This is a genomic window from Acidovorax sp. Root70, from assembly GCF_001428225.1.
Classification (GTDB): Bacteria; Pseudomonadota; Gammaproteobacteria; order Burkholderiales; family Burkholderiaceae_C; genus Acidovorax.
Genome location: NZ_LMHQ01000002.1, coordinates 62,039 through 87,002, shown reverse-complemented (window position 1 = coordinate 87,002; position 24,964 = coordinate 62,039). Strand labels below are relative to the sequence as shown.

The following is a 24,964-nucleotide window of genomic DNA, read 5'->3' as shown; positions in this document are numbered from 1 at the left end:
AATCATGGCGCGGCAGAGATCGCTGAGACGCCCCCCAGATCCAGGAATTCAACCCGCGCGGGCGGCATCGGCCAGGCACTGCGCACAAGAGCTGGCCACTTGCGCATCCTGCGCCTCCACCATCACACGCAGCAAGGGCTCGGTGCCGCTGGCACGGATCAGCACCCGGCCCGAGGAACCCAGTTGCTGCTCGACCGCCGCCGTGGCATCGGCCAGCAGACGGTTCGCCTTCCAGTCCTGCCCGGGCGCCAGCCGCACATTGAGCAACACCTGAGGGTACAGCGTGACGCCAGCCAGCAACTGCGCCAGCGTGCTGCCACTGCGCACACAGGCCTGCAGCACCTGCAGGGCGCTCACCAATCCGTCGCCGGTGGTGTGACGGTCCAGCGCAAGCAGGTGGCCCGAGCCCTCCCCTCCCAGCACCCACTGGTGGCGGGCCAGCTCCTCCAGCACATAGCGGTCTCCCACCTTGGCGCGCACAAACTTCACGCCTTTGGCCTGCAGCGCCACCTCCACCGCCATGTTGGTCATGAGGGTGCCCACCACGCCAGGCACGTGCTCGTCCCGGCCCATGCGATCGGCGGCCATCAGGTAAAGCAGCTCGTCGCCGTTGTACAGACGCCCCGTCGCGTCCACGATTTGCAAACGGTCTGCGTCGCCATCGAGCGCAATACCATAGTCGGCACGGTTAGCGCGTACGGCGCGCACCAACGCATCGGGGTGCGTAGCCCCCACCTCGTGGTTGATGTTGAGCCCGTCGGGCGCGCAGCCGATCGAGAGAACCTCTGCCCCCAGCTCGTGGAACACCTTGGGCGCGACCTGATACGCAGCGCCGTGGGCGGCATCCACCACCACCCTCAGCCCCTTGAGCGTCAGGTCCTGGGGAAAGGTGCTCTTGCAAAACTCGATATAACGCCCGGCTGCATCATCAAGCCGCCGGGCCTTGCCCAAGCTGGCAGAGTCGGCCCACACTGGTGGCTCAGCCAGGGCGGTCTCCACCGCCAGTTCCCAGGCGTCCGACAGCTTGGTGCCCTGTGCGCTGAAAAACTTGATGCCGTTGTCGGGGTACGCGTTGTGGCTTGCGCTGATGACCACACCCAGGCTGGCGCGCTGGGCTCGCGTCAGGTAAGCCACCCCGGGCGTTGGCAACGGCCCGAGCAGCACCACATCCACACCTGCGGAGTTGAAGCCAGATTCCAGGGCGCTTTCGAGCATGTAGCCCGAAATGCGAGTGTCCTTGCCGATCAGCACCGTCGGCCGCTCTTCTGTGCGGCGCAATACACGACCTACCGCATGGGCAAGGCGCAGCACAAAATCTGGCGTGATGGGCGGTTGCCCCACGGTGCCACGGATGCCATCGGTTCCAAAGTATTGGCGTGTCATGTTCTAGCGTCTCCTCGTACGGATCTCAGTATGTTGTTATCGACGACGGGGCCTGACGCCCCACCTGCCCAGTTTGACCAGCGGCTGGCGCCCTCAGCCAGATCGCTGCATGGCAGCCCACACCGCCAGCGCCGCCACCGTTTCGTGCACGTCGTGCACACGCACCACCGAGGCGCCCCGCTCGACCGCCAGTACCGCAGCGGCCACGCTGGGCACCATGCGCTGGCCCACCTCCAGCCCGGTCACCGTGCCCAGAGACGACTTGCGCGACCATCCTGCCAGCAGCGGATAGCCGGCCACCAACAGCTCCGACTGCCGGGCCAGCAAGGCGAAGTTCTGCTCCACTGTTTTGCCAAAGCCAATGCCCGCATCCAGCAAGATTCGGGTCTTTTCGACTCCTAGCGCCAGCAGATTATGCGTCTGCAGCTCCAAAAATGATAGCACCTGGGGCACAACATCGCCCTCCATGGGCGCCTGCTGCATGGTCTGAGGGTCGCGGTGCATGTGCATCAGGCAAACACCGCACTGGGGGTGGGCCGCGACCACCGTCACGGCGCCCGGCTGCCGCAAGGCCCAGATGTCATTGACGATGTCTGCACCCAGGTCCAGAACAGCGCGCATCACTTCGGGCTTGTAGGTGTCCACTGAAATCGGAACACCCAGGGTCACCGCCTCGCGCACCAGGGGCACGACACGAGCCAGTTCCTCGTCCAGCGACACGGCAGGGCTGCCCGGCCGCGTGGACTCGCCGCCGATGTCCAGAATATCGGCGCCCTCCTTCAGCAGCTGCTCGCAATGCCGCATCGCAGCAGCCGTGGAGCCATGGTGCCCCCCGTCAGAGAAGGAATCGGGGGTCACGTTGACGATGCCCATGACCTGGGGACGGATCAAATCGATTGCGAAGCGGGAGGTTTGCCAGATCATGTCTCGATCACGTCCATGCGGATTTGCGAAAAGGCGGCCATGCAGCGCCAGTTGCTAGGGTAAAGCGCGACGGCCACCATGAAAAACGGGGCACAAGGCCCCGTTCAAACGGCTGGACCGCGAGCCCGGTCAGGCGGCCGTCGGTGCGGTGTCTGTGGCCACGGCCGGGGTGCCACCGCTGGAATTGTCGCCTCCGGAGGGGGGCGTGCGCGGCGTCCAGTCCTTGGGAGGACGGGGCGCCTTGCCTGCCATGATGTCGTCCAACTGCTCGGTATCAATGGTTTCCCATTCGAGCAAGGCCTTCGCCATGGCATGCATCTTGTCGCTGTTTTCCTCGATCAGGCGACGCGCCAGGTTGTACTGCTCGTCAATGATGCGGCGCACTTCCATGTCCACCTTTTCCATGGTCTGCTCGCTCATGGTGGTGGTTTTAGTGACCGAGCGGCCCAAGAACACTTCACCTTCATTCTCGGCATAGACCATCGGCCCCAAGGCATCGGTCATGCCGTAGCGCGTCACCATGTCGCGGGCAATGTGGGTTGCGCGCTCGAAGTCGTTGCTGGCGCCGGTGGTCATCTGGTTCATGAACACTTCTTCGGCAATGCGCCCACCGAACAGCATGCTGATCTGGTTGAGCATGTATTCGCGGTCATAGCTGTAGCGGTCCTGCGCGGGCAGGCTCATCGTCACGCCCAGGGCGCGGCCACGGGGAATGATGGTGACCTTGTGCACAGGGTCGCACTTGGGCAGCAGCTTACCGATCAAGGCGTGGCCGGACTCGTGGTACGCCGTGTTGCGGCGCTCTTCCTCGGGCATGACCATGCTCTTGCGCTCGGGGCCCATAAGAATCTTGTCCTTGGCCTTCTCAAAATCCTGCATCTCCACCGTGCGCGCATTGCGGCGAGCAGCCATCAGAGCGGCCTCGTTGCACAGGTTGGCCAGATCAGCACCGCTCATGCCAGGCGTGCCACGGGCAATGATGCCGGGGTTGACGTCTTGCCCGACCGGAATCTTGCGCATGTGGACATTCAGGATCTGCTCGCGGCCACGAATGTCGGGCAGCGTCACATACACCTGACGGTCGAAACGGCCGGGGCGCAGCAGAGCGGCATCCAGGATGTCGGGGCGGTTGGTGGCAGCCACCACAATCACGCCCAGGTTGGTTTCGAAACCGTCCATCTCGACCAGCATCTGGTTCAAGGTCTGTTCGCGCTCGTCGTTGCCACCACCCAGGCCCGCACCGCGCTGGCGGCCCACGGCGTCAATTTCATCGATGAAGATGATGCACGGGGCGTTCTTCTTGGCGTTGTCGAACATGTCGCGCACACGGGCTGCGCCCACGCCCACGAACATTTCGACAAAGTCGGAGCCCGAGATGCTAAAGAACGGGACCTTGGCCTCGCCCGCGATGGATTTGGCCAGCAAGGTCTTGCCGGTGCCCGGGGGGCCGACCAGCAGCAAACCACGGGGGATACGGCCGCCGAGCTTCTGGAATTTCTGCGGGTCCTTCAGGAAGTCCACAACTTCCTTGACTTCTTCCTTGGCCTCATCGCAGCCAGCCACGTCCGCGAACGTGACCTGGTTGTTGTTTTCGTCGAGCATGCGCGCCTTGCTCTTGCCGAAGCTGAAGGCACCGCCCTTGCCGCCGCCCTGCATTTGGCGCATGAAGTACACCCACACGCCAATCAGCAACAGCATAGGGCCCCAGCTGACCAGAAGGGTCATGAGCAAGGAGCCTTCTTCGCGGGGCTTCACGTCAAACTTGACGTTGTGGTTCAGCAGGTCACCCACCAAGCCACGATCCAGCACCGAAGCGTTCGTGCGGATCTTGCGGTCATCGGTGGTGACCGCCACAATCTCGCCGCCGCTCAACCCCTCGGGAATGGTGGCGCTCTTGATGCGGTTGTTGCGGACCTCGTCCAGGAACTCGGAATACCCGACGTGGCCTGCGCTGGCGCCGCTGCGGGTGTCAAACTGCTTGAACACCGTGAACAGCACCATGGCGATGACCAGCCAAACGGCAATTTTTGAAAACCACTGATTGTTCAAGCGGGGCTCCAGTTGCAGGGAACAGAAAACGGACACACTGCCGTCATGGCACGCATGTGTGGCCCATTTTAGGTCTTTCAAGCCACGGGGCCAGTTCTATTCCCCCTCACTCCCATGGAATCAGCGCGGGCTTTGCCGCCAAAGTTCACAGATTCTTGACCTGAGGCAAGCCCGCGCCATCCGCCTTTTTGAGCCCCATGCCCACCAGAAAGGTTTCGGACGACTTGTCACGCGAGGCCTTGGGCTTCAAGGGTTTGACCACCTTGAAGGTCTGCTTGAACAAGGTCACCAGATCACTGTAGCCGCTGCCATGGAACAGCTTGACCACGAGTGAACCCTCCGGTTTCAAATGGTTGCACGCAAAATCCACGGCCAACTCCACCAGATGGGCAATCCGCGCCGCGTCGGCCGACTCAATGCCCGACAGGTTGGGCGCCATATCGGATACCACCACATCCACCACCCGGCCGTCGAGCGCCTGCTCCAATCGCTCCAGCACCTCGGGCTCGCGAAAATCGCCATTCAGGTAGGTGACACCCTCTATGGGCTCCATGGGCAGGATGTCCAGCGCAATGATTACCCCATTGAGCTGCCCCGCTGCTGCGCCTGCGGGCGACATGCGCCTGCGCAGGTACTGGCTCCACGCACCAGGCGTGGAGCCCAGATCCACCACGGTGTAGCCCGGCTTAATGAGGCCCAACTGCTCGTCAATCTCCTTGAGCTTGTAGGCGGCGCGGGCACGATAGCCCTCTTTCTGCGCCAATTTGACATAGGTGTCATTCACGTGGTCGTTGAGCCACGCCTTGTTCACCTTCTTGCTCTGGGTTTTGACTTTCATATGGCGGTATTGTCTCTCGACAATCGCTGCAGTGGCTGACCTCCAAGACACGCCGCGCACGGCAGCCGGAGTCACGTCCAGCCGGGCCGCAGACATAATACGGGTATGCCCCAAATTCAATTGACTCCTGCCGAGCGCCGGGAACAACGCGCCAATGCCCACCACCTGGACCCCGTGGTCCTGATCGGCGGCGATGGCCTCACCCCTGCGGTCAAGAAGGAAATCGACGCTGCCCTCAACGCCCATGGTCTCATCAAGGTGCGTGTTTTCAACGATGACCGCGTGGCGCGCGAGCTGATGTACCAGGAGCTGACCGCTGAACTCAATGCCGCGCCTATCCAGCACATCGGCAAGCTGCTGGTGCTGTGGCGGCCACAACCCGTCAAGGAACGCACCGTCGATGAAGATCGCATGCCCGGCCCACGCGACGTCAAGGTACTGAAATACAGCAAGCGGGGTGGTCAGCGCCCAGAGATCAAGCAGTTGCGTGTGCTCGGCAACCAGCGCCTCACCTCGGGCGGCCAGATCAAGCGCGCCAAGCCCAAGCAAAAATCCATCAAGAAGCGCCAGGCAGACTGATGAGCCACGATGCAGGCTCGGCAGCACTTGCAACCGTTGCAGCACCTGCCGACAGGGCGCCGATGCGCCACATTCTCTGCATGAAATGGGGCACGAAATATGGCCCTGAATATGTCAACCGGCTGTATGCCATGGTACGCCGACATCTGAGCGGCGATTTCCGTTTTGTCTGCCTCACCGATGACAGCACCGGCATCCGCAGCGAAGTGCAATGCCTGCCCATTCCCGCACTGGATTTGCCGCCCGGCATTCCCGAGCGGGGCTGGACCAAGCTGGCCACCTTCAGCGCAGACTTGCACGGGCTGCGTGGCACCGCCTTGTTTCTGGACGTGGATGTGGTCATCACTGGCAGCCTGGATGATTTCTTCACCCAGCCCGGTGAATTCCTGATCATCCACGACTACAAGCGTCCGTGGCGCATCACCGGCAACTCGTCGGTATACCGCTTTGAGCTGGGTGCACACCCCGATGTGCTGGCGTATTTTCGTGAGCACTTCGCCGAAATCCGCGCGCAGTTCCGCAACGAGCAGGCCTATCTGTCCGACTTCTTGCACAAGCAGGGCAAATTGCAGTATTGGCCCGCCGCGTGGTGTCCCAGTTTCAAGTACCACGGGATACCGCCCTGGCCCACCAACTATTGGCGCGTGCCGTTCGTACCTGAAGGTGCACGCATCGTGATTTTTCACGGGGAATGCAACCCCCCGGATGCACTGGCTGGGCGGCGCAATCGCCGTTTTCGCTACATCCGCCCTGCTACCTGGGTAGCAGAGCACTGGCACGAATAGACGCGGCGAAGCCAATTGGTCACTGAAAATCGGCGGGGCTACCTGCCCAGCTGCCAGCTGCAATCGACCCGCCGGTGAACCGATCACCTGGGAGTCAATCGCTGTCGGCTGGCTCTTCCACTGTGCTATGGGCTCCAGGTCGCAGTGTTTGCCAGAAGACCGTCAAGGCACAGCCCCATTGCAATGCGTACATCACTGTCCCCACGCTGTGCCACAGACGCAAGTCCTGCCGGGCCACGATGCGGGGCGCCACGCCAAACTGATTGAGCAAAGCCAGCAGCAGACCACCCAAAACGAACAGCATGGCGGCACGCGCCCAGGGATACTGCACCACGGCATGCCTGGGCCTGGACAAGAGCAGTAGCACCACGCAACACACCACAGCCACCCAGGTTTGAGCCGCAAAAAGCCGGGCGGCCATCTGCCCCGCAATAGCGGGGGAAGGCAGATACGCAAACAGCAGGGGCACGACCAAAAAGCCGATGGTGGTCAGGCTGGCCCACCACAAGGCCGCCACCAAAGCGGGAAGCCGCGGGCGCACGCCCAGCCACACAGCAGCCATCACGCCCTCATTGGTAGCTGACCGCCACCACTTCGTAGCGGCGAATGCCGCCGGGGGCTTGCACCTCAGCGGTATCGCCCTCTTCCTTGCCAATCAACGCACGCGCGATGGGGCTGGAGATATTGATCAGGCCCTGCTTGAGATCCGCCTCGTCTTCGCCCACGATCTGGTACTTCACCGTATCACCGGAATCTTCGTCTTCGAGCTCGACCGTGGCACCAAACACCACCTTGCCGCCGCCATCGACCGCACTGGGGTCGATGACCTGGGCCACCGAGAGCTTGCCCTCGATCTCCTGGATGCGGCCTTCGATGAAGCCCTGGCGATCCTTGGCAGCGTCGTAGTCGGCGTTTTCGCTCAGGTCGCCCTGTGCGCGCGCTTCGGCAATGGCCGAGATCACGGCAGGCCGCTCCACGGTCTTGAGTCGGTGCAGCTCTTCCTTGAGCATTTCAGCGCCGCGCTTGGTGATTGGAATGGTGGCCATGCGATTGAGTCTCCACAAGTCAAAACGGTGAAAGTGCGAAGCACTTCCACCGATCGGTCGCCACGCTGCTCCCCGCAAAACGCTGGGGGCGCACATGGCACATCTACAAAAGGAAACCGCCGCACGTTGCCGCGCGGCGGTGTTAGTTCAGCAGCAATTATGCCGTGTTTGCGGCGGCCAAAGCCACCACAAAAACCCGGTCAGGCCGCCAGCTGGGCGTGCAGTTCCTGCACGGAATACACATCGAGCTTGTCCAGGTACTTCATGCCTTCTACGGCCGCCTCCGCACCGAAGATGGTGGTGAAGGTGGTCACGCGTGCCAGCAGCGACGAGGTACGGATCGCGCGCGAATCGGCAATCGCGTTGCGGCGTTCTTCCACCGTGTTGATGACCATGACAATCTCGTTGTTCTTGATCATGTCCACGATGTGCGGACGGCCTTCCGTGACCTTGTTGACCACCACCACGGGAACACCTGCCTCGGCAATGGCGGCGGCCGTACCCTTGGTCGCCACCAGGTCGAAGCCCAGCGCCACCAGCTGGCGGGCGATGTCCACCGCGCGGGGCTTGTCGTTGTTCTTCACGGTGAGGAACACCTTGCCCGAAGTCGGCAGCTTCGTGCCAGCGCCCAGCTGGCTCTTCACGAAGGCTTCGCCAAAGGTCTTGCCCACACCCATGACTTCGCCGGTGGACTTCATCTCGGGGCCGAGGATGGTGTCCACGCCAGGGAACTTGACGAAGGGGAACACCGCTTCCTTGACGCTGAAGTAAGGCGGTGTGACTTCCTTGGTGATGCCCTGCGAAGCCAGCGTCTGGCCCGCCATGCAGCGTGCCGCGACCTTGGCCAGCTGGATGCCGGTGGCCTTGGAGACAAACGGCACCGTGCGCGAGGCGCGGGGGTTCACTTCCAGCACGTAGATGACGTCCTTGCCATCCACTTCCTGGATGGCGAACTGCACGTTCATCAGACCCACCACATTCAGGCCTTCGGCCATGGCAGCCGACTGGCGCTTGAGCTCATCCACCGTGGCTTGCTTGAGGTAGTACGGCGGCAGCGAACAGGCCGAGTCGCCCGAGTGCACACCGGCTTGTTCAATGTGTTCCATCACGCCGCCGATGAAGGTCTTGCCTTCAGGGTCACGCAAGCAGTCCACATCGCACTCGATGGCATCGTTCAGGAAGCGGTCCAGCAGCACGGGCGAGTCGTTGCTCACCTTCACGGCCTCGCGCATGTAGCGCTCCAGGTCGCGCTGTTCGTGGACGATTTCCATCGCACGGCCGCCCAGCACGTAGCTGGGGCGCACCACCAGGGGGTAACCCAGCGTGGTGGCCTTTTCCAGGGCCTCGGCTTCGGTACGTGCGGTGGCATTGGGCGGCTGGCGCAGGCCCAGATCGCCCAGCAGCTTCTGGAAACGCTCGCGGTCTTCGGCCGCGTCGATCATGTCGGGGCTGGTGCCGATGATCGGCACGCCTTCGGCTTCCAGGCCCAGTGCGAGCTTCAAAGGCGTCTGGCCGCCGTACTGCACGATCACGCCGTGTGGCTTTTCCTTGTCCACGATCTCGAGCACGTCTTCCAGCGTCAGCGGCTCAAAGTACAGACGGTCGGACGTGTCGTAGTCGGTCGAAACCGTCTCAGGGTTGCAGTTGACCATGATGGTTTCGTAGCCATCCTCGCGCATGGCGAGTGCAGCATGCACGCAGCAGTAGTCGAACTCGATGCCCTGCCCGATGCGGTTCGGGCCACCGCCCAGCACCATGATCTTTTTCTTGTCCGTGGGCGCGGCTTCGCACTCTTCCTCGTAGGTCGAGTACATGTAGGCCGTGTTCGTCGCAAACTCGGCAGCGCAGGTGTCCACGCGCTTGTAGACCGGGCGCACGTTGAGGGCGCGGCGCGCTTCGCGCACCGACTTCTCGGTGGTCTTGAGCAACTTGGCCAGTCGGCGGTCGGAGAAGCCCTTCTTCTTGAGCGTGCGCAGCGTGTCAGCGTCCAGCGATGCCAATGCAGCGTCACCCTTTTCTGCGGCGATCTTGTCCAGCTCCAGCTCGATCTTCACGATCTCTTCGATCTGCACCAGGAACCACTTGTCGATCTTGGTGAGGTCGTACACCTCGTCCACCGACAGGCCCATGGCAAACGCGTCGCCCACGTACCAGATGCGCTCAGGACCGGGCTCACCCAGTTCTTTTTCGAGCACTTCGCGGTCCTGGGTTTTTTCGTTCATGCCATCCACGCCCACTTCCAGGCCCCGCAGGGCTTTCTGGAAGGATTCCTGGAAGGTGCGGCCCATGGCCATCACCTCACCCACAGACTTCATCTGCGTGGTCAGGCGGCTGTCGGCGGTGGGGAATTTTTCGAACGCAAAACGTGGGATCTTGGTGACCACGTAGTCGATCGAAGGCTCGAACGATGCAGGCGTGGCGCCACCCGTGATTTCGTTCTTCAGCTCATCGAGCGTGTAGCCCACGGCCAGCTTGGCAGCGACCTTGGCAATGGGGAAACCCGTGGCCTTGGACGCCAGTGCCGACGAACGCGACACACGGGGGTTCATCTCGATGACGATCATGCGGCCGTCCTTCGGATTCACCGAGAACTGCACGTTGGAGCCGCCCGTGTCCACGCCGATCTCGCGCAGCACCGCGAGCGACGCGTTGCGCATGATCTGGTATTCCTTGTCGGTCAACGTCTGCGCGGGAGCCACCGTGATCGAGTCACCCGTGTGCACGCCCATCGGGTCCAGGTTCTCGATGGAGCAGATGATGATGCAGTTGTCCGCCTTGTCGCGGACCACTTCCATCTCGTACTCCTTCCAGCCGAGCAGCGACTCTTCGATCAGCAGCTCGTTGGTGGGCGAGGCTTCCAGGCCGCGCTTGCAGATGGTCTCGAACTCTTCAGGGTTGTAGGCAATGCCGCCGCCCGTGCCACCCAGCGTGAAGCTGGGGCGGATCACCGTGGGGAAGCCCACGCTCTTTTGCACCGCCCAGGCTTCGTCCATGCTGTGGGCGATGCCGGAGCGCGCGGAGCCCAGACCGATCTTGGTCATGGCGTCCTTGAACTTCAGGCGGTCTTCGGCCTTGTCGATGGCCTCAGGGGTGGCACCGATCAGCTCGACCTTGTACTTGTCGAGCACGCCGTTGCGCCACAGGTCCAGCGCGCAGTTCAGTGCGGTCTGGCCACCCATGGTGGGCAGGATGGCGTCGGGACGTTCCTTGGCGATGATCTTCTCGACCGTCTGCCAGGTGATGGGCTCGATGTAGGTGACGTCGGCAGTGGCCGGGTCGGTCATGATCGTTGCAGGGTTGCTGTTGATCAGGATGACCTTGTAGCCTTCTTCGCGCAGGGCCTTGCAGGCCTGCACGCCAGAGTAGTCGAACTCGCAGGCCTGGCCGATGATGATCGGGCCGGCGCCGATGATGAGGATCGATTTGAGGTCTGTGCGCTTTGGCATTATTTCTTCTCCATCAGCGCGGTGAAGCGGTCAAACAGGTAGGCGATGTCGTGCGGGCCGGGCGATGCCTCGGGGTGGCCCTGGAAGCAGAACGCAGGCTTGTCGGTGCGCTCCAGCCCTTGCAGCGTGCCGTCGAACAGGCTGATGTGCGTGGGGCGCAGCGTGGCGGGCAGCGAGGCCATGTCCACGGCAAAACCGTGGTTCTGGCTGGTGATGCTCACGCGGCCGTTGTCCAGGTCTTTCACCGGGTGGTTGGCACCGTGGTGGCTGTTGTCCATCTTGAAGGTCTTGGCGCCGCTGGCCAGGGCCATGATCTGGTGGCCCAGGCAGATGCCGAAGGTGGGCACGCCCGCTTCGACGATCTGGCGGGTGGCTTCGATGGCGTAGTCGCAGGGCTCTGGGTCGCCAGGGCCGTTGGACAGGAACACGCCGTCCGGCTTCATGGCCAGCACGTCGGCCGCAGGCGTCTTGGCGGGCACCACGGTGAGCTTGCAGCCACGCTCGGCCAGCATGCGCAGGATGTTTTTCTTGACGCCGAAGTCGTACGCCACCACATGGAAGCGCGGCGCAGCCTGTGTGCCATAGCCTTCACCCAGCTTCCACTCGGTCTGGTCCCAGGTGTAGGTCGCAGGGGTGGTCACCACCTGGGCCAGGTCCAGGCCCTTCATGCTGGGCGCAGCCTTGGCCGCGGCCAGGGCTTCGTCGATGCGCGCCTGCGTGAGGGCCTCACCGGCTGCCAGACCCAGGATGGCGCCGTTCTGCGCACCCTTGTCACGCAGCAGGCGGGTGAGCTTGCGGGTGTCGATGTTGGCAATGGCCACCGTCTTTTCGCGCACGAGGTACTGCGAAAGCGTTTCGGTGGATCGGAAGTTGCTGGCCAGAAGGGGCAGGTCTTTGATGATCAGACCTGCTGCATGGACCTTGTCGGCTTCGATGTCTTCCGCATTGACGCCGTAATTGCCGATGTGCGGATACGTCAGGGTGACGATCTGCTGGCAGTAGCTGGGGTCGGTGAGGATTTCCTGGTAGCCGGTGATGGCGGTGTTGAACACCACTTCACCGACCGTGGTGCCGGTGGCACCGATCGAGTTACCGATAAAGACCGTGCCGTCTGCGAGCGCCAGAATGGCGGGCGGGAAGTTTCCCTTGAGAGACAAAAGCACTGGGTTCTCCGGATGGTTACGGTCGCCCGGCGCCTGCAGACCACTCGCACACTCGAAGCGCGATGGTGCCAATGGCTGCTCTCAGATGGGTTGTTGCTTTGGGTGCGGTCGGGCGACGCTGTTGCGAGAAAAGCTCCCGATTATACCCCTGGTCGCTGACACCTCTGTAATGCACGCCTTGCATAACCCTGATACCAGCATCTATGACCTGCGAGCCCCAAGCTCGCCTTGGACGCCTACAGCACCGCTGCGGGCACAGACAGCGTCAGCGCCCTGCTCCGCTCGCGTGCAGGCAGATGGCCGCAGCCGCAGCCACATTCAGCGACTCCTCGCCACCGGGTTGGGCAATGCGGATGCGCAACGAAGCCCTATCTTCCAGAGCCGCGCTGACACCCTGCCCTTCGTGGCCCATCACCCAGGCGCAGGGCCAGGGCAAGGCGGCGCGATGCAGAAAGTCACCCGCGTGCGAGCTGGTGACGAGCAGCGGCACCTGCAGGGCGGCGAGGTCGTCCAGCGCAAGCCCTTCGATCAGGTCGAGTGCGAAATGCGCCCCCATGCCGGCCCGCAAGACCTTGGGCGACCACAGCGCGGCACTGCCCTTGATGGCGGCCACCTGGCGGAACCCGAACGCCGAAGCGCTGCGCAGGATGGAGCCCACATTGCCCGCGTCCTGCACCCTGTCCAGCACCACGGTGGCGGCATCGGGCCGGAGTAACGCCGGTGCGGGCAGGTCCAGGATGAAGCCCATCGCTGCGGGCGACTCCAGACCGCTCACGTCTGCAAACAGTACATCCGCAAGAACTATGAATTTTGTAGCTGCCTGGGCATATTGCACCTGCGCCTGTGGCCAAAAAGACTCAGAAAACACTGCCACCGATGCCCGCAGCCCCCGCGCCAGCGCGGCGCGGCACAGATGGTCTCCTTCGAGCCAGACACGGCCCTGCTTGCGGTACGCCGTCGTGTCCTGCGCCAAACGGCGCAAATCCTTGACGAAGGCGTTATCGCGGGAATGGATGGCAGTGACGAACGAGGAGGTCATGGCTAATTTTCAGCGCCCGATCAGGATCCGGCGCGCAGGTTCAGGGCCACAGGCGCAAACGAGCGCCGGTGGTGAATGCAGGCACCGTGCTCTCGCAAGGCTGCCATGTGCACGGCCGTGCCGTACCCCTTGTGGCCGGCAAAGCCATATTGAGGAAACTCGTCATGCACCTGCGCGCACCAGCGGTCGCGGTGGACCTTGGCGAGGATGGAGGCCGCCGAGATGGCTGGCACCAGCGCATCGCCCTTGACGATGGCCTCCGCTGGAACGTCCAGCACGGGCAGCCGGTTACCGTCCACCAGCACCATCGCCGGCTTGAGCCGCAGCCCCATGACGGCACGGCGCATGGCCAGCAGCGTGGCTTGCAGGATGTTGAGCTGGTCGATCTCTTCGACACTGGCCTCGGCGATGCTGCAGCACAGGGCCTTGGCGCGGATCTCGTCGTAAAGCTTTTCACGCCGCGCGGCCGTGAGCTTCTTGGAGTCGGCCAAGCCTGCAATCGGGTGCAGATCGTCCAGGATCACAGCCGCTGCCACCACGGGCCCCGCCAGGGGACCACGGCCGGCCTCGTCCACCCCGGCCACCAGGCCGGGCGGATGCCAGGGCAGACAGGCCTGCTCAGGCAGCGGGAGCGAGGATTTTCTGGATCGCATCGGCAGCCAGTTGGGGGGTGTTGCGCAGCAGGCTCTCATGCAGCGCCGTAAAGCGCTGCTCCAGGGCCGCGATTTTCTGGGGCTGCTGGCGCTTCGCGTCCAGCCAGTTCAGCGTTGCCGCGCAGAGTGCTTGGGGCGTCGCGGCGTCTTGGATCAGCTCGGGCACCACAAACTCACGGCACAAGATGTTGGGCAGGCCCACCCAGGGCTGCAGCTGCTTGCGGCGCATGAGCCACCAGCTGAGTGGGTGCATGTGATAGCCGATGACCATGGGCCGCTTGAACAGCGCCGCCTCCAGCGTTGCGGTGCCGCTGGCAATCAAGGTGGCATCACAGGCCGCGAGTACCGTGTGCGACTGGCCTGTGGTGATTTGCAGGGCATCGCCCAGACCACACGCGCGCGCCACCTGCTCGATGCGGTCGCGCAGTGCAGGCACTGCAGGCACTATTAATTTGATAGCCGGTCGCGCCTTAAGCACTAGCGCTGCAGCCTCAAAGAAGGGCCGCGCGATGTACTGGACCTCGGAGGAGCGGCTTCCCGGCAGGACGGCCAGGACTTCGTCCTCATCCTTTAGACCCAACTGTGCGCGCGCGGCAACACGGTCGGGCACCATGGGAATCACGCCCGCCAGCGGGTGGCCCACGTAAGTGGCGGCAATGCCGTGCTGCGCGAGCAGCTCTGGCTCGAAGGGGAAGATGCACAGCACGTGGTCCGCGCTACGGCGAATTTTTTCGACGCGGTCTGCACGCCAGGCCCAGATGGACGGGCACACAAAGTGGACGGTCTTGATGCCGGCAGCGCGCAAATCGGCCTCCAGGCCCAGGTTGAAATCGGGCGCATCCACACCGATGAACACATCCGGGCGATCCTTGAGCAGGCGCTCGCGCAGTTGCTTGCGGATGCCCAGCAACTCGCGCAGCCGGCGCAGCACCTCCATGCTGTAGCCGTGTACCGCCAGTTTTTCGCTAGGCCACCAGGCAGAAAAGCCACGGCGCACCATCTGCGGCCCGCCAATGCCGCTGGATTGCAGCCCCGGCCAATGCGCCTGCATGCCGTCGATCAGCAAGCCCGCCAGCAAGTCGCCCGACGTCTCGCCCGCCACCATGGCGACGCGGGGGAAATCTGCCATCGCCCAGCCCTCAGCGTGTGATGCCGCGCGTGGCGTCGGCCAGGAACCGCTCCATCATCGCGGCATCCTCGCTGGCCTGCGGCGCGGACTGCGCCAACTCTGCAATCGCGGCGCGAGCGGCCTCCAGCGTGAGGCCCTGGCGATAAATCAGCTTGTGCATCTGCTTGACCGCCGCAATGCGCTCGGCCGTGAACCCCCGGCGGCGCAGGCCGACCACGTTATAGCCGCGCACGGACAGCGGATTGCCATCTACGAGCATGAAGGGGGGAACGTCCTGCGACACCGCACTGGCGAACCCCACCATGGCGTGCGCGCCGACTTTGACGAACTGGTGGATGCCGGTGAGCCCGCCCACCGTCACCCAGTCAGCCAGGTGCACATGGCCTGCCAGCGTGGTGTTGTTGGCCAGCGTGGTGTGGTTGCCCACATGGCAATCATGGGCGATGTGGGTGTACGCCATGATCCAGTTGTCATGACCCACGGTGGTAATGCCACCGGCCTGGGGCACACCGAGGTTCAGCGTGCAGAACTCGCGGATGGTGTTGCGGTCTCCAATGACCAGTTCGGTCGGCTCGCCCGCGTATTTCTTGTCCTGCGGGATGGCGCCGATGGAGTTGAACTGGAAGATGTGGTTGTCAGCACCAATCGTGGTGCGCCCGTCGATCACGCAGTGTGCGCCGACCGTGGTGCCTGCACCGATGGACACATGCTCGCCAATGACCGTGTAGGGCCCCACCGAGACCGTAGGGTCCAGGCGGGCACCGTCCGCAACAAGGGCTGTGGGGTGGATATTGCTCACGATCCAACAGGCCTGCGCCGGTCAACCCACAGCGCGCATGGTGCACATGAGTTCGGCCTCGCAGGCCACCTCTTCGCCCACGCTGGCTACACCCTTGAACTTCCAGATACCACCGCGCACGCGGTCGATGGTGATGGTCAGGACCAACTGGTCGCCCGGCTCCACAGGGCGCTTGAAACGCGCGCCATCGATACCGACAAAGTAGTAGATGTTGTTCTCATCAGGCACCTTGCCCATGGCGTCGAATGCCAGCAAGCCCGCGGCTTGGGCCAGCGCTTCCAGGATCAGCACGCCTGGCATCACGGGGCGGCCGGGAAAATGCCCCATGAAATAGGGCTCGTTGAACGTGACGTTCTTGATGGCCTTGATGCGGGTGTTGCTCTCCAACTCGATCACCTTGTCCACCAGCAGAAACGGGTAGCGGTGGGGCAGTTGTTTGAGAATTGCGTGAATATCCATCATCGAGTTGTTCTTCCGTTCATGCTGCCTTGAGGGCCAGCTCCAGCGCCTTGATGCGCTCGCGCAGGCTGTGCAATTGTTTGAGTGTGGCAGCGTTCTTTTCCCAGCGCGCATTGTCGTCGATGGGGAACATGCCGGTGTACTGCCCGGGCTGCTTCAGCGAGCGGGTCACCACCGTGGCGGCCGAAATATGCACGTTGTCGGCCAGTTCCAAGTGTCCCAGCACAATCGCGCCACCGCCCACGGTGCAATGCGCCCCGATGGTGGCACTGCCCGCCACACCCACACACCCGGCCATGGCCGAGTGTTTACCGATGCGCACGTTGTGGCCGATCTGGATCAGGTTGTCTAGCTTCACGCCGTCTTCGATCACCGTGTCCTGCAGCGCACCCCGGTCGATGCAGGTATTGGCCCCGATCTCGACGTCGTCCCCAATGCGCACGGCACCCAGCTGCTCGATCTTGACCCACTGCCCGTGCTCCGGCGCAAAACCGAAACCATCGGCCCCGATCACCACGCCCGCATGGACGATGCAACGCGCGCCGACATGGCAGTCCTCGCCCACGGTGACGCGCGACTTGAGTACGGTATCCGCACCGATGCTTGCGCCTCGCTCGATCACGCACAACGGACCGACGGTAGCCGAGGGATGCACCTGAGCCGCGGGGTCTACCACCGCGCTAGGATGCACACCGGATGGCCGTGCGGGCACATTGCGCTGGCGCCAAAGCTGCGTAGCGCGGGCAAAGTACACATAGGGGTTATCAGCCACGATGCAGGCGCCGCGCGCCAGTGCTGCATCGCGCATGGCAGGTGCCACAATGACACAGGCCGCCCGGGAGGCGGCCAGTTGCTGTTGGTAGCGGGGGTTACTCAGAAAACTGAGGTCACCCGGGCCCGCAACCTCCAGTGGCGCAATGCGGGCGATGGCGGTTTCCCGCGCACCCCCTTCCAGCGAACCACCGAGCGCATCGACAATGTGCCCGAGAAGCAAACTGCTCACGCCCCACCTGTCCTGCGCAGCGGCTTACTTGGCAGCAGCAGCGGCATTCAGGGCCTTGATCACCTTGTCGGTGATGTCGTGCTTGGGATTGATATAGACGGCCTCTTGCAGGATCACGTCGTATTTTTCAGCCTCGGCAACCTGCTTGACCACCTTGTTGGCGCGTTCCAGCACTTGCGACAGCTCTTCGTTCTTGCGGGCGCTCAGGTCTTCCTGGAATTCACGGCGCTTGCGCTGAAAGTCGCGGTCCTGATCCACCAGCTGGCGCTGCCGCGTCGTGCGCTGGCTTTCTGCCATGGTGGGGGCTTCACGCTCAAACTTGTCGCTGGCAGTCTTCAGGGTATTGCCCAGATCCACCAGTTCTTTCTCGCGGCGGGAGAACTCCTGCTCCAGCTTGGCCTGCGCAGCCTTGGCTGTGGTGGCTTCACGGAAGATGCGATCGGTGTTGACGAAACCGGCTTTGAACTCTTGCGCTTGTGCAGGGGCTGCGATGGCAACGGTGCCCAGCAGCAAGGCCACGGAGAGATGGCGAGAAAAGGATTTCATTAGAAAGACGTTCCAATCTGGAATTGCAGTTTCTGGATTCTATCGCCGGCGAACTTGCGCACCGGCTGCGCAAACGCCAAACGCAGGGGACCGAGTGGCGAAATCCAGCTCAGACCCAGGCCCACCGAGGCTCGCATGTCACTGAAGGTAACTTTGTCGTTCTCGCCGTACACATTGCCCACGTCGAGGAACGTGAAGACGCGCAGGGTCCGGTCATTGCCTGCCCCCGGGAACGGAGCAATCAGCTCGGTGTTCAGCGTGAGCTTCTTGGGCCCACCCAGCGACGCACCGGTCACATCACGCGGGCCCAGGGTGCCCTGATCGAAACCGCGCACCGAACCCAGACCGCCGGAGTAGAAATTCTTGAACACCGGGAATGGACGGCCATTCAAGCCCTTGCCGTAACCCGCCTCGCCATTGAAAGCAATGGTGAAGCGCTTATTGAGGGGGATGTATTGCTGGTACTGGTAGTTGGCCCGCACATACCGCGCATCGCCCGCCACGGACCATTCGGAATTGAGGCGCTGGTAGCGGCCGGAGTTGGGCGCCAGAGCGCTGTCCCGGTCGTCACGGGACCAGCCCACGGTCAAAGGAATCGACGTGCTGCTGTAGCCGAACTTGTCGGCATAGAACAGGTAGGTGGCCGGGATGTTCGTGCCGGGCTTGATGCGGGTCTGCTCCAGCCCACCGCCAAAGAACACCGTGTCGGTCTCGCTGAAAGGCACGCCAAAACGCACAGAGGTCCCGGTGGTGACCAGCTGGTAGTTACCCCCTTGGTCTTCATACGGCTTGTCGGTGCGGTAGTACACATCGAGCGTGCGCGAAATGCCCTCGGGCGTGAAGTACGGGTTGGTGGTGCTGAACACCAGCGTGCGCCGGTACTTGCTGGTGTTGACATCAATGCCCAGGTAGTTGCCCGAGCCAAAGATGTTTTCCTGCTTGATACCGAACGAGAGCGACGCCTTTTCGGCACTGGAAAAACCCACACCCAGTTGTAGCGAACCGGTGGGCTTTTCTGCCACGTTGATCACCAGATCAACCTGATCGGGCGAGCCAGCTACTTCCTGCGTTTCCACGTTCACTTCCGTGAAGAAGCCAAGACGGTCCACGCGGTCGCGGGACAGGCGGATCTTGTCGCCGTCGTACCAGGATGCCTCGTACTGGCGGAACTCCCGGCGAATGACTTCGTCGCGCGTGCGGTTGTTGCCACTGACGTTGATGCGGCGCACATAAGCGCGGCGCGCAGGCTCAGCTTGCAGCACAAAGTTGACGCGATTGTTCTCGCGGTCAATTTCGGGCACCGCCTCCACTCGGGCAAATGCAAAGCCAAAACGGGCAAAGTATTCGGAAAACGCTTTGGTGGTTTCCGTCACCTGGTCGGCGTTGTAGGGCTCCCCGGGGCGGATGGTTACCAGCGACTTGAACTCGTCTTCGCGGTCCAGGTAGTTGCCTTCGAGCTTCACGCCCGACACCACATACCGCTCGCCTTCCGTCACATTGACGGCGATGGAGATGTCCTGCTTGTCCGGAGAGATCGCGACCTGCGTGGAGTCCACACGGAACTCCAGGTAACCGCGCTGCAGGTAGTACGAACGCAGCGTCTCCAGGTCAGCGTTGAGCTTGGCACGCGAATAACGGTCGGACTTGGTGTACCAGCTCAGCCAGCCCCCGGTATCCTGGTCGAACAGGCCCTTCAGCGTCGATTCGCTGAACGCCTTGTTGCCGACGATGCGCACTTCCTTGATGCGGGCCGGCTCGCCTTCGGTCACCGTGAAAGTCAGGTTCACACGGTTGCGCTCGATGGGCGTCACCGTGGTCACCACCTCGGCGCCATACAGACTCTTGTTGATGTACTGGCGCTTGAGCTCTTGCTCGGCACGGTCGGTCAGCGCCTTGTCGTAGGGGCGCCCTTCCGTCAGGCCCACTTCGCGCATGGCTTTCTTGAGCGCGTCCTTGTCGAACTCGCGGGCACCGGCAAAGTCCACGTCCGCCACGGTGGGGCGCTCTTCGACCACCACCACCAGCACGTTGCCGCTGGCCTCCAGGCGCACATCCTTGAAGAGACCCAGGCCGAACAGCGCGCGGATCGCGGCTGCACCCTTTTCATCGTTGTAGTCGTCACCTACCCGCAGGGGCATGGACGCGAACACGGTGCCGGGCTCCACACGCTGCAAGCCTTCCACGCGAATGTCCTGCACCTTGAATGGCTCCAGAGCCCATGCCGCATTAGCGGCAAAAATCATGGCTGCAACGGCCGATGCGGTACGCACGCCCAGGCGATTGATGTGTTTTTTCATGAATGAAGCGGGAGCCGCAGTTGCAGGGCAAGCGCGGCAAAAGTGTTAGCCAAAGAGCCGGGTGATATCGTTGAACAGGGCTATGGACATCATGACAAGCAGGACCGCAACGCCTCCACGCTGCAGCCGCTCCATCCATGCGTCCGACACGCCCCTGCCCGTGACACCCTCCCAAAGATAATACATCAGGTGCCCGCCGTCCAAGACAGGCAGCGGCAGCAGGTTCAGCACCCCCAGGCTCACGCTGATCAGGGCCAGAAAGATGAGGTACTGGGTCAGCCCCATGCTGGCCGAGCGGCCGGCGTAATCAGCGATGGTCAAGGGACCGCTGAGGTTCTTGAGCGACGCTTCGCCGATCACCATGCGGCCCATCATGCGCAGGGTGAGCAGTGACACATCCCAGGTCTTGACCACGCCGCCCCACAGCCCTTCCAACACCCCGTAGTCCACGGTAACGAACTCCGGAGCCGCCCCTACATAGGCACCGATGCGTCCTACCGTGCTGCCGGGTTCTGTCACGGCGTCGGGCAGTACGTCCAGCGTCACCACCTGACCGCCGCGCTCGACGTGCCATGGCTGCGCCAGCGGTTCGTTGCCACGCACCGACTGCCTAATCAGCTCGCGCAGCTGCTGTCCATCCACCACGTCGGTTTGCCCCACCTTGAGCACCACGTCGCCCTGGCGCAGACCCGAGCGCTCGGCCGCGCTCTGCGCCATGACCTCACCCAGCACGGGGCGGGTCCAGGGGCCGAGGATGCCCACCTTGCGAAACAGCTGGGCGTCGGCCTCACGGCTGTCGATGCGGGACATGTCTAGCACGACCTCCCGGTGGCCCGCGCCATGGGCGGACTGCACATCCAGGCGCACATTCAACCCCTCCAGCGCACCACGGGTCAGCAGCCAGCGCAGGTCTTCAAACGAACGCACCGGATCCAGATCTTCAGCGCCCAATGCAGCGCGCTCCACCAGTTCACCACCGCGCAAACCAGCACTTTGCGCCACCGAGCCCGCGACCGGGCTTGCCAGAATGGCCCGGGGTTCTTCCACACCGTTCCAATTCACCACCGAATACAGCAGCACTGCCAGCAGCAGATTGGCGATGGGCCCGGCCGCGACGATGGCCGCACGTGAGCGCAGTGGCTGGGTGTTGAAGGCCAGATGCCGCTCCTCTGCAGGGACGGGTGCCTCACGTTCATCCAGCATGCGGACATAGCCCCCCAGAGGGAAAGCGCCCAGCACAAACTCCGTGGGCGATCCTGGGGGTTGCCAGCGCAGCAGCGGTTTACCAAAACCCACCGAAAACCGAAGCACCTTGACCCCACAGGCCACCGCCACGCGGTAGTGCCCGTATTCGTGCACTGCGATCAGAAGACCCAGGGCTACAACGAAGGCAGCAATGGTGAGCAGCATGGATGAATGGTTCCGGGGTTGGGCGACGACGGTCAGGCAGCCAGGCGGCCCGCCACATTTTCTGCCGCATGGCGGGCCTGGTTGTCCAGATCCAGCAACGCGGCGAGCGAATCGGGCTTGGAGGGCGAAACCGCGTCCAAAGTTGCAAGGTTGACTGCATGAATGTGGTCAAAGCGCAGCCGGCCAGACAAAAAGGCGCCCACCGCCACCTCATTCGCCGCATTCAGCACGGCGGTGGTTCCCTCGACTGCCTTCAGGGCCTGCCAGGACAGATGCAGGCCTGGAAAGCGAACGGCGTCCGCATCCTCGAAAGCCAGGGCACTCAGGGATGAGAAGTCCAGTTTGCTGGCACCGCTGGTGATTCGCTCGGGCCAGGACAGGCCGCAGGCAATCGGCACGCGCATGTCGGGAGTGCCCAGCTGCGCCAGGATGGAAGCATCCTTGAACTGCACCATCGAATGGATGATTTGCTGCGGATGAATGACCACCTTGATCTGGTCCGGGTGCAGGTCAAACAGCCAGCGGGCCTCGATGACTTCGAGGGCCTTGTTCATCATCGTGGCCGAATCCACCGAAATCTTGCGCCCCATCGAGAAGTTGGGGTGGGCACAGGCCTGATCGGGGGTGATCTGCGACAGCGTGGACGGATCGCGCTGACGGAACGGGCCGCCCGAAGCCGTGAGGAGGATGCTGTCCACACGATCCGACCAGTTGGCAGGGTCTTCTGGCAGGCACTGAAAGATGGCAGAGTGCTCGCTATCGATCGGCAGCAAGGTGGCGCCCCCGTCGCGCACGGTCTGCATGAACAACCCGCCCCCCACCACCAGGGCCTCCTTGTTGGCCAACAACAAACGCTTGCCCGCACGCGCGGCGGCCAGACAAGGCGCCAGGCCCGCAGCCCCCACGATGGCCGCCATGACGGCACCCACCTCGTCATGGGACGCTATTGTTTCAAGAGCATCTGCCGATTGCAGCACCTCCGTTGGAAGGTCATTTGCTTTCAACTTCTCTGCCAGCAACTGCGCATGGGAAGCACTCGCCATCACGGCGTAACGGGGGCGGAACTGCGCGCACTGAGCCAGCATCAGATCCACCTGCGTCGCAGCGCTGAGGGCGAATACCTCGAAGCGCTCGGGGTGGCGCGCCACCACATCCAGCGTGCTGGTCCCGATGGAGCCGGTGGAGCCGAGAACGGTAAGTCGTTGTTTCATCATGGGGTCGTCAGACTCGTGAGCATCATGGCCAGGGGCAATGTGGGCAACAAGGCGTCCACGCGGTCGAGCACGCCGCCGTGCCCGGGCAGCAGGCCACTGCTGTCCTTGACACCGGCACTGCGCTTGATGAGCGATTCCACCAGGTCACCAGAGACACTCATGGCCACCATGAACAATGCGGCAATCACCAGCAACCACCAGCCCTGTTGCGCCATACGGGTATAGAAACTGGGCACTGCTGCCTGCCAGTGGGCATCGGCCACCACCCACGCAAACGCCATCACCATCACGCCCGCCAGACCACCCCACACGCCTTCCCAGCTCTTGCCGGGGCTGATCGAAGGTGCGAGCTTGCCTTTGGTAAACCGCAACCCGAAAGCGCGCCCGGCAAAGTAGGCAAAGATGTCCGCCACCCACACCAGCAGCAGTACCGACAGCAAAAAGTTGATGCCCACATTGCGGGCCTGCACCACTGCCAGCCACGCCAGCCAGAGGGCAAGCACCCCAGCGACCAGGCGCAACCCTGCCGGAATACGGGGCCAGCCCGGCACCCCAGCCTTGAGTAGCCAAGCCGCCGCAAGGACCCACAGCCCGCCTCCCGCCACCCAGAGGGCGGGCAACGGCCGGTCCACCCAGCCCAACGCCCACGACCCGGTGCACAGGGCCACACACGCCACGCCGACCGCCACAGAGCCCCCCTGGCCAAACCCGCTCAAGCGGCCCCACTCCCAAGCCCCGGCAGCCATGAGGACTAGCACGACCAGCGTGAACGGTACGGTGTTGGCGTAGAAAAGCGCGGGCAGCAGGATGGCCAGAAGAACAAGGGCGGTGATGACGCGCTGTTGAAGCATGGGGAGCTTTCAGAACCTGTTCAGGTTCTCAGCCCGGCATCGGGTCAGGATGCGCGGACAGAATCTGGGCAGAGGTTTTGCCAAAACGGCGCTCGCGACGGCTGAAGGCGCCGATGGCCTCGTCCAATGCGGACTCATCGAAATCGGGCCACAGCCGGTCGCTGAAGAAGAACTCGGAGTATGCCGACTGCCAGAGCAGGAAGTTGCTGATCCGCATCTCGCCCCCGGTGCGAATCACCAGATCAGGGTCGGGCACATGGGCCAGCCCCATCGCGCTGTGCAGACTGGCCTCGGTGATGGGCTCGCCACGGGCAGCCAGTGCAGCTGCGGCCTGCGCAATGTCCCAGCGGCCGCCATAGTTGAAGCAGACATTGAGCACCAGGCGGGTGTTGTCCGCCGTGGCAGCTTCTGCCTGCGCCAGGCCGTCTCGCACCTTGGCCGAAAGGCCGTTCCGCTCGCCCACAAAGTGCAGGCGCACGCCGTCCTTCTTGAGCTGGGGCACTTCGCGCGCCAGCGCCATCGCCAGCAGCTCCATGAGACCAGAAACCTCGTCGGCCGGGCGGTTCCAGTTTTCGGAAGAGAACGCAAACACCGTGAGCACACGCACGCCGCGCTGCACGCAAGCGCGTGCACAGCGACGCAGTGAGTCAACCCCTTGCTTGTGGCCGGCCAGGCGCGGCAGAAACCGGCGCGTGGCCCAGCGGCCGTTGCCATCCATGACGATGGCAATGTGGTGTGGCACCACCGGAGATGCAGCCATGGGAATGTTCAAGCCCTGGGGGCTCAAACCGCCATAATTTCCTGCTCTTTGCCCGCCACCAGCGCATCGATCTCGGCGATGTGCTTGTCGGTGAACTTTTGCACCTCAGTTTCGGCGCGCTTCTGGTCGTCTTCGGACGCCAGCTTGTCCTTGACCAGCTTCTTGACTGATTCGTTGGCATCGCGGCGCAGGTTGCGCACGGCGATCTTGGCGCTCTCGCCTTCGTTACGAGCGAGCTTGGTCATTTCCTTGCGACGCTCTTCACTCATGGGGGGCATGGGCACACGGATCAGGTCGCCCATGGAGGCTGGGTTCAGGCCCAGGTCGCTTTCGCGGATGGCCTTTTCAATCTTGGCGCCCATGCCCTTTTCCCAAGGCTGCACGCTGATGGTGCGCGAGTCGATCAGCGCCACGTTGGCCACTTGGCTCAGAGGCACCAAGGAGCCGTAGTACTCCACCTGCACGGTGTCGAGCAGCGCAGGGTTGGCGCGGCCCGTGCGGATCTTCTGTAGGTTGTTCTTGAACGCTGTGATGGACTGGTCCATCTTGGTTTCAGCAGTCTTCTTGATGTCGGCAATCGTCATGTTTTCT

Annotated in this window: 23 protein-coding genes; 2 read left to right on the top strand and 21 right to left on the bottom strand. The window is 63.1% G+C overall.

What is annotated here, in order from left to right:
• Nucleotides 1-48: 48 nt before the first annotated feature.
• The 4 genes from glmM to ASD94_RS02040 form a co-directional block, all read right to left on the bottom strand.
• On the bottom strand, nucleotides 49-1,383 hold the full coding sequence (gene glmM, locus ASD94_RS02055; protein ID WP_056637909.1) for a phosphoglucosamine mutase: 1,335 nt from the start codon (nucleotides 1,381-1,383) through the stop codon (nucleotides 49-51).
• A gap of 93 nt (nucleotides 1,384-1,476) precedes the next feature.
• Complete coding sequence (gene folP / locus ASD94_RS02050; protein ID WP_056637906.1) at nucleotides 1,477-2,307, bottom strand: dihydropteroate synthase; 831 nt, start codon at nucleotides 2,305-2,307, stop codon at nucleotides 1,477-1,479.
• Between the two features lie 129 nt (nucleotides 2,308-2,436).
• On the bottom strand, nucleotides 2,437-4,356 hold the full coding sequence (gene ftsH / locus ASD94_RS02045; RefSeq protein WP_056637903.1) for an ATP-dependent zinc metalloprotease FtsH: 1,920 nt from the start codon (nucleotides 4,354-4,356) through the stop codon (nucleotides 2,437-2,439).
• A 145-nt stretch (nucleotides 4,357-4,501) separates the two neighbouring features.
• Nucleotides 4,502-5,194 (bottom strand): RlmE family RNA methyltransferase, encoded by a 693-nt coding sequence (locus tag ASD94_RS02040; RefSeq protein ID WP_056637900.1) that lies wholly within the window; start codon nucleotides 5,192-5,194, stop codon nucleotides 4,502-4,504.
• A gap of 105 nt (nucleotides 5,195-5,299) precedes the next feature.
• Between ASD94_RS02040 and ASD94_RS02035 the strand changes: the two genes are divergently transcribed.
• Nucleotides 5,300-5,773, top strand: a complete 474-nt coding sequence (locus ASD94_RS02035) for a YhbY family RNA-binding protein (protein ID WP_056637897.1) — start codon at nucleotides 5,300-5,302, stop codon at nucleotides 5,771-5,773.
• On the top strand, nucleotides 5,773-6,558 hold the full coding sequence (locus ASD94_RS02030; RefSeq protein ID WP_056637894.1) for a hypothetical protein: 786 nt from the start codon (nucleotides 5,773-5,775) through the stop codon (nucleotides 6,556-6,558). Before ASD94_RS02035 ends, ASD94_RS02030 begins: the two co-directional genes overlap by 1 nt.
• Nucleotides 6,559-6,652: 94 nt before the next feature.
• On the opposite strand, the gene ASD94_RS02025 is transcribed toward ASD94_RS02030, so the two are convergent.
• The 17 genes from ASD94_RS02025 to frr all read right to left on the bottom strand — a co-directional run bounded on the left by ASD94_RS02025 (nucleotide 6,653) and on the right by frr (nucleotide 24,957).
• The gene (locus tag ASD94_RS02025) at nucleotides 6,653-7,120 is read right to left on the bottom strand and encodes a DUF4149 domain-containing protein (protein WP_056637891.1); all 468 of its coding nucleotides are present in this window, start codon (nucleotides 7,118-7,120) and stop codon (nucleotides 6,653-6,655) included.
• Between the two features lie 7 nt (nucleotides 7,121-7,127).
• Entirely contained in the window at nucleotides 7,128-7,604 is a 477-nt protein-coding gene (gene greA / locus ASD94_RS02020) for a transcription elongation factor GreA (protein WP_056637888.1), read from the bottom strand.
• A 200-nt stretch (nucleotides 7,605-7,804) separates the two neighbouring features.
• The gene (carB, locus tag ASD94_RS02015) at nucleotides 7,805-11,050 is read right to left on the bottom strand and encodes a carbamoyl-phosphate synthase large subunit (protein WP_056637884.1); all 3,246 of its coding nucleotides are present in this window, start codon (nucleotides 11,048-11,050) and stop codon (nucleotides 7,805-7,807) included.
• On the bottom strand, nucleotides 11,050-12,213 hold the full coding sequence (carA, locus tag ASD94_RS02010; protein ID WP_056637881.1) for a glutamine-hydrolyzing carbamoyl-phosphate synthase small subunit: 1,164 nt from the start codon (nucleotides 12,211-12,213) through the stop codon (nucleotides 11,050-11,052). The genes carB and carA overlap by 1 nt, the downstream gene beginning before the upstream one ends.
• 265 nt (nucleotides 12,214-12,478) lie before the next feature.
• Nucleotides 12,479-13,252, bottom strand: coding sequence for an RNA methyltransferase (locus ASD94_RS02005; protein WP_056637878.1), 774 nt, complete (start codon nucleotides 13,250-13,252; stop codon nucleotides 12,479-12,481).
• A gap of 20 nt (nucleotides 13,253-13,272) precedes the next feature.
• Nucleotides 13,273-13,905, bottom strand: a complete 633-nt coding sequence (gene rnhB / locus ASD94_RS02000; RefSeq protein WP_056637876.1) for a ribonuclease HII — start codon at nucleotides 13,903-13,905, stop codon at nucleotides 13,273-13,275.
• Nucleotides 13,871-15,034 carry a lipid-A-disaccharide synthase gene (gene lpxB / locus ASD94_RS01995; RefSeq protein ID WP_056637873.1) on the bottom strand — a complete coding sequence of 388 codons (1,164 nt, stop codon included), beginning with the start codon at nucleotides 15,032-15,034 and terminating at the stop codon, nucleotides 13,871-13,873. The genes rnhB and lpxB overlap by 35 nt, the downstream gene beginning before the upstream one ends.
• A gap of 10 nt (nucleotides 15,035-15,044) precedes the next feature.
• The gene (gene lpxA / locus ASD94_RS01990; RefSeq protein ID WP_056637870.1) at nucleotides 15,045-15,833 is read right to left on the bottom strand and encodes an acyl-ACP--UDP-N-acetylglucosamine O-acyltransferase; all 789 of its coding nucleotides are present in this window, start codon (nucleotides 15,831-15,833) and stop codon (nucleotides 15,045-15,047) included.
• Nucleotides 15,834-15,854: 21 nt separating this feature from the next.
• Nucleotides 15,855-16,295, bottom strand: coding sequence for a 3-hydroxyacyl-ACP dehydratase FabZ (gene fabZ / locus ASD94_RS01985; protein WP_015013562.1), 441 nt, complete (start codon nucleotides 16,293-16,295; stop codon nucleotides 15,855-15,857).
• A 16-nt stretch (nucleotides 16,296-16,311) separates the two neighbouring features.
• Nucleotides 16,312-17,295, bottom strand: a complete 984-nt coding sequence (gene lpxD, locus ASD94_RS01980) for a UDP-3-O-(3-hydroxymyristoyl)glucosamine N-acyltransferase (RefSeq protein WP_056637867.1) — start codon at nucleotides 17,293-17,295, stop codon at nucleotides 16,312-16,314.
• A 24-nt stretch (nucleotides 17,296-17,319) separates the two neighbouring features.
• Nucleotides 17,320-17,841 (bottom strand): OmpH family outer membrane protein, encoded by a 522-nt coding sequence (locus ASD94_RS01975; protein WP_056637864.1) that lies wholly within the window; start codon nucleotides 17,839-17,841, stop codon nucleotides 17,320-17,322.
• A complete protein-coding gene (gene bamA, locus ASD94_RS01970) occupies nucleotides 17,841-20,138 on the bottom strand; it encodes an outer membrane protein assembly factor BamA (RefSeq protein ID WP_056637859.1) in 2,298 nt (765 codons plus the stop codon). Before bamA ends, ASD94_RS01975 begins: the two co-directional genes overlap by 1 nt.
• Nucleotides 20,139-20,183: 45 nt before the next feature.
• Nucleotides 20,184-21,548, bottom strand: a complete 1,365-nt coding sequence (gene rseP, locus ASD94_RS01965) for an RIP metalloprotease RseP (RefSeq protein ID WP_056637856.1) — start codon at nucleotides 21,546-21,548, stop codon at nucleotides 20,184-20,186.
• A 32-nt stretch (nucleotides 21,549-21,580) separates the two neighbouring features.
• Complete coding sequence (gene ispC, locus ASD94_RS01960) at nucleotides 21,581-22,759, bottom strand: 1-deoxy-D-xylulose-5-phosphate reductoisomerase (RefSeq protein WP_056637853.1); 1,179 nt, start codon at nucleotides 22,757-22,759, stop codon at nucleotides 21,581-21,583.
• On the bottom strand, nucleotides 22,759-23,613 hold the full coding sequence (locus tag ASD94_RS01955) for a phosphatidate cytidylyltransferase (protein ID WP_056637850.1): 855 nt from the start codon (nucleotides 23,611-23,613) through the stop codon (nucleotides 22,759-22,761). Before ASD94_RS01955 ends, ispC begins: the two co-directional genes overlap by 1 nt.
• Before the next feature lie 28 nt (nucleotides 23,614-23,641).
• A complete protein-coding gene (gene uppS, locus ASD94_RS01950) occupies nucleotides 23,642-24,373 on the bottom strand; it encodes a polyprenyl diphosphate synthase (protein WP_056637847.1) in 732 nt (243 codons plus the stop codon).
• A gap of 23 nt (nucleotides 24,374-24,396) precedes the next feature.
• Nucleotides 24,397-24,957 (bottom strand): ribosome recycling factor, encoded by a 561-nt coding sequence (gene frr, locus ASD94_RS01945; RefSeq protein ID WP_056637844.1) that lies wholly within the window; start codon nucleotides 24,955-24,957, stop codon nucleotides 24,397-24,399.
• Nucleotides 24,958-24,964 lie beyond the last annotated feature (7 nt).

Excerpts from the sequence above, each read along its gene's own strand:
- rnhB (WP_056637876.1), bottom strand. The coding sequence starts at position 13,905 with ATGCGATCCAGAAAATCCTCGCTCCCGCTGCCTGAGCAGGCCTGTCTG.
- rseP (WP_056637856.1), bottom strand. The coding sequence starts at position 21,548 with ATGCTGCTCACCATTGCTGCCTTCGTTGTAGCCCTGGGTCTTCTGATC.
- ASD94_RS02005 (WP_056637878.1), bottom strand. The coding sequence starts at position 13,252 with ATGACCTCCTCGTTCGTCACTGCCATCCATTCCCGCGATAACGCCTTC.
- greA (WP_056637888.1), bottom strand. The coding sequence starts at position 7,604 with ATGGCCACCATTCCAATCACCAAGCGCGGCGCTGAAATGCTCAAGGAA.
- frr (WP_056637844.1), bottom strand. The coding sequence starts at position 24,957 with ATGACGATTGCCGACATCAAGAAGACTGCTGAAACCAAGATGGACCAG.
- fabZ (WP_015013562.1), bottom strand. The coding sequence starts at position 16,295 with ATGATGGATATTCACGCAATTCTCAAACAACTGCCCCACCGCTACCCG.
- ASD94_RS02040 (WP_056637900.1), bottom strand. The coding sequence starts at position 5,194 with ATGAAAGTCAAAACCCAGAGCAAGAAGGTGAACAAGGCGTGGCTCAAC.
- bamA (WP_056637859.1), bottom strand. The coding sequence starts at position 20,138 with ATGAAAAAACACATCAATCGCCTGGGCGTGCGTACCGCATCGGCCGTT.
- ASD94_RS02025 (WP_056637891.1), bottom strand. The coding sequence starts at position 7,120 with ATGGCTGCTGTGTGGCTGGGCGTGCGCCCGCGGCTTCCCGCTTTGGTG.
- lpxB (WP_056637873.1), bottom strand. The coding sequence starts at position 15,034 with ATGGCAGATTTCCCCCGCGTCGCCATGGTGGCGGGCGAGACGTCGGGC.
- ispC (WP_056637853.1), bottom strand. The coding sequence starts at position 22,759 with ATGAAACAACGACTTACCGTTCTCGGCTCCACCGGCTCCATCGGGACC.
- ASD94_RS01975 (WP_056637864.1), bottom strand. The coding sequence starts at position 17,841 with ATGAAATCCTTTTCTCGCCATCTCTCCGTGGCCTTGCTGCTGGGCACC.
- uppS (WP_056637847.1), bottom strand. The coding sequence starts at position 24,373 with ATGGCTGCATCTCCGGTGGTGCCACACCACATTGCCATCGTCATGGAT.
- folP (WP_056637906.1), bottom strand. The coding sequence starts at position 2,307 with ATGATCTGGCAAACCTCCCGCTTCGCAATCGATTTGATCCGTCCCCAG.
- glmM (WP_056637909.1), bottom strand. The coding sequence starts at position 1,383 with ATGACACGCCAATACTTTGGAACCGATGGCATCCGTGGCACCGTGGGG.
- carB (WP_056637884.1), bottom strand. The coding sequence starts at position 11,050 with ATGCCAAAGCGCACAGACCTCAAATCGATCCTCATCATCGGCGCCGGC.
- ASD94_RS02035 (WP_056637897.1), top strand. The coding sequence starts at position 5,300 with ATGCCCCAAATTCAATTGACTCCTGCCGAGCGCCGGGAACAACGCGCC.
- ASD94_RS02030 (WP_056637894.1), top strand. The coding sequence starts at position 5,773 with ATGAGCCACGATGCAGGCTCGGCAGCACTTGCAACCGTTGCAGCACCT.
- ASD94_RS01955 (WP_056637850.1), bottom strand. The coding sequence starts at position 23,613 with ATGCTTCAACAGCGCGTCATCACCGCCCTTGTTCTTCTGGCCATCCTG.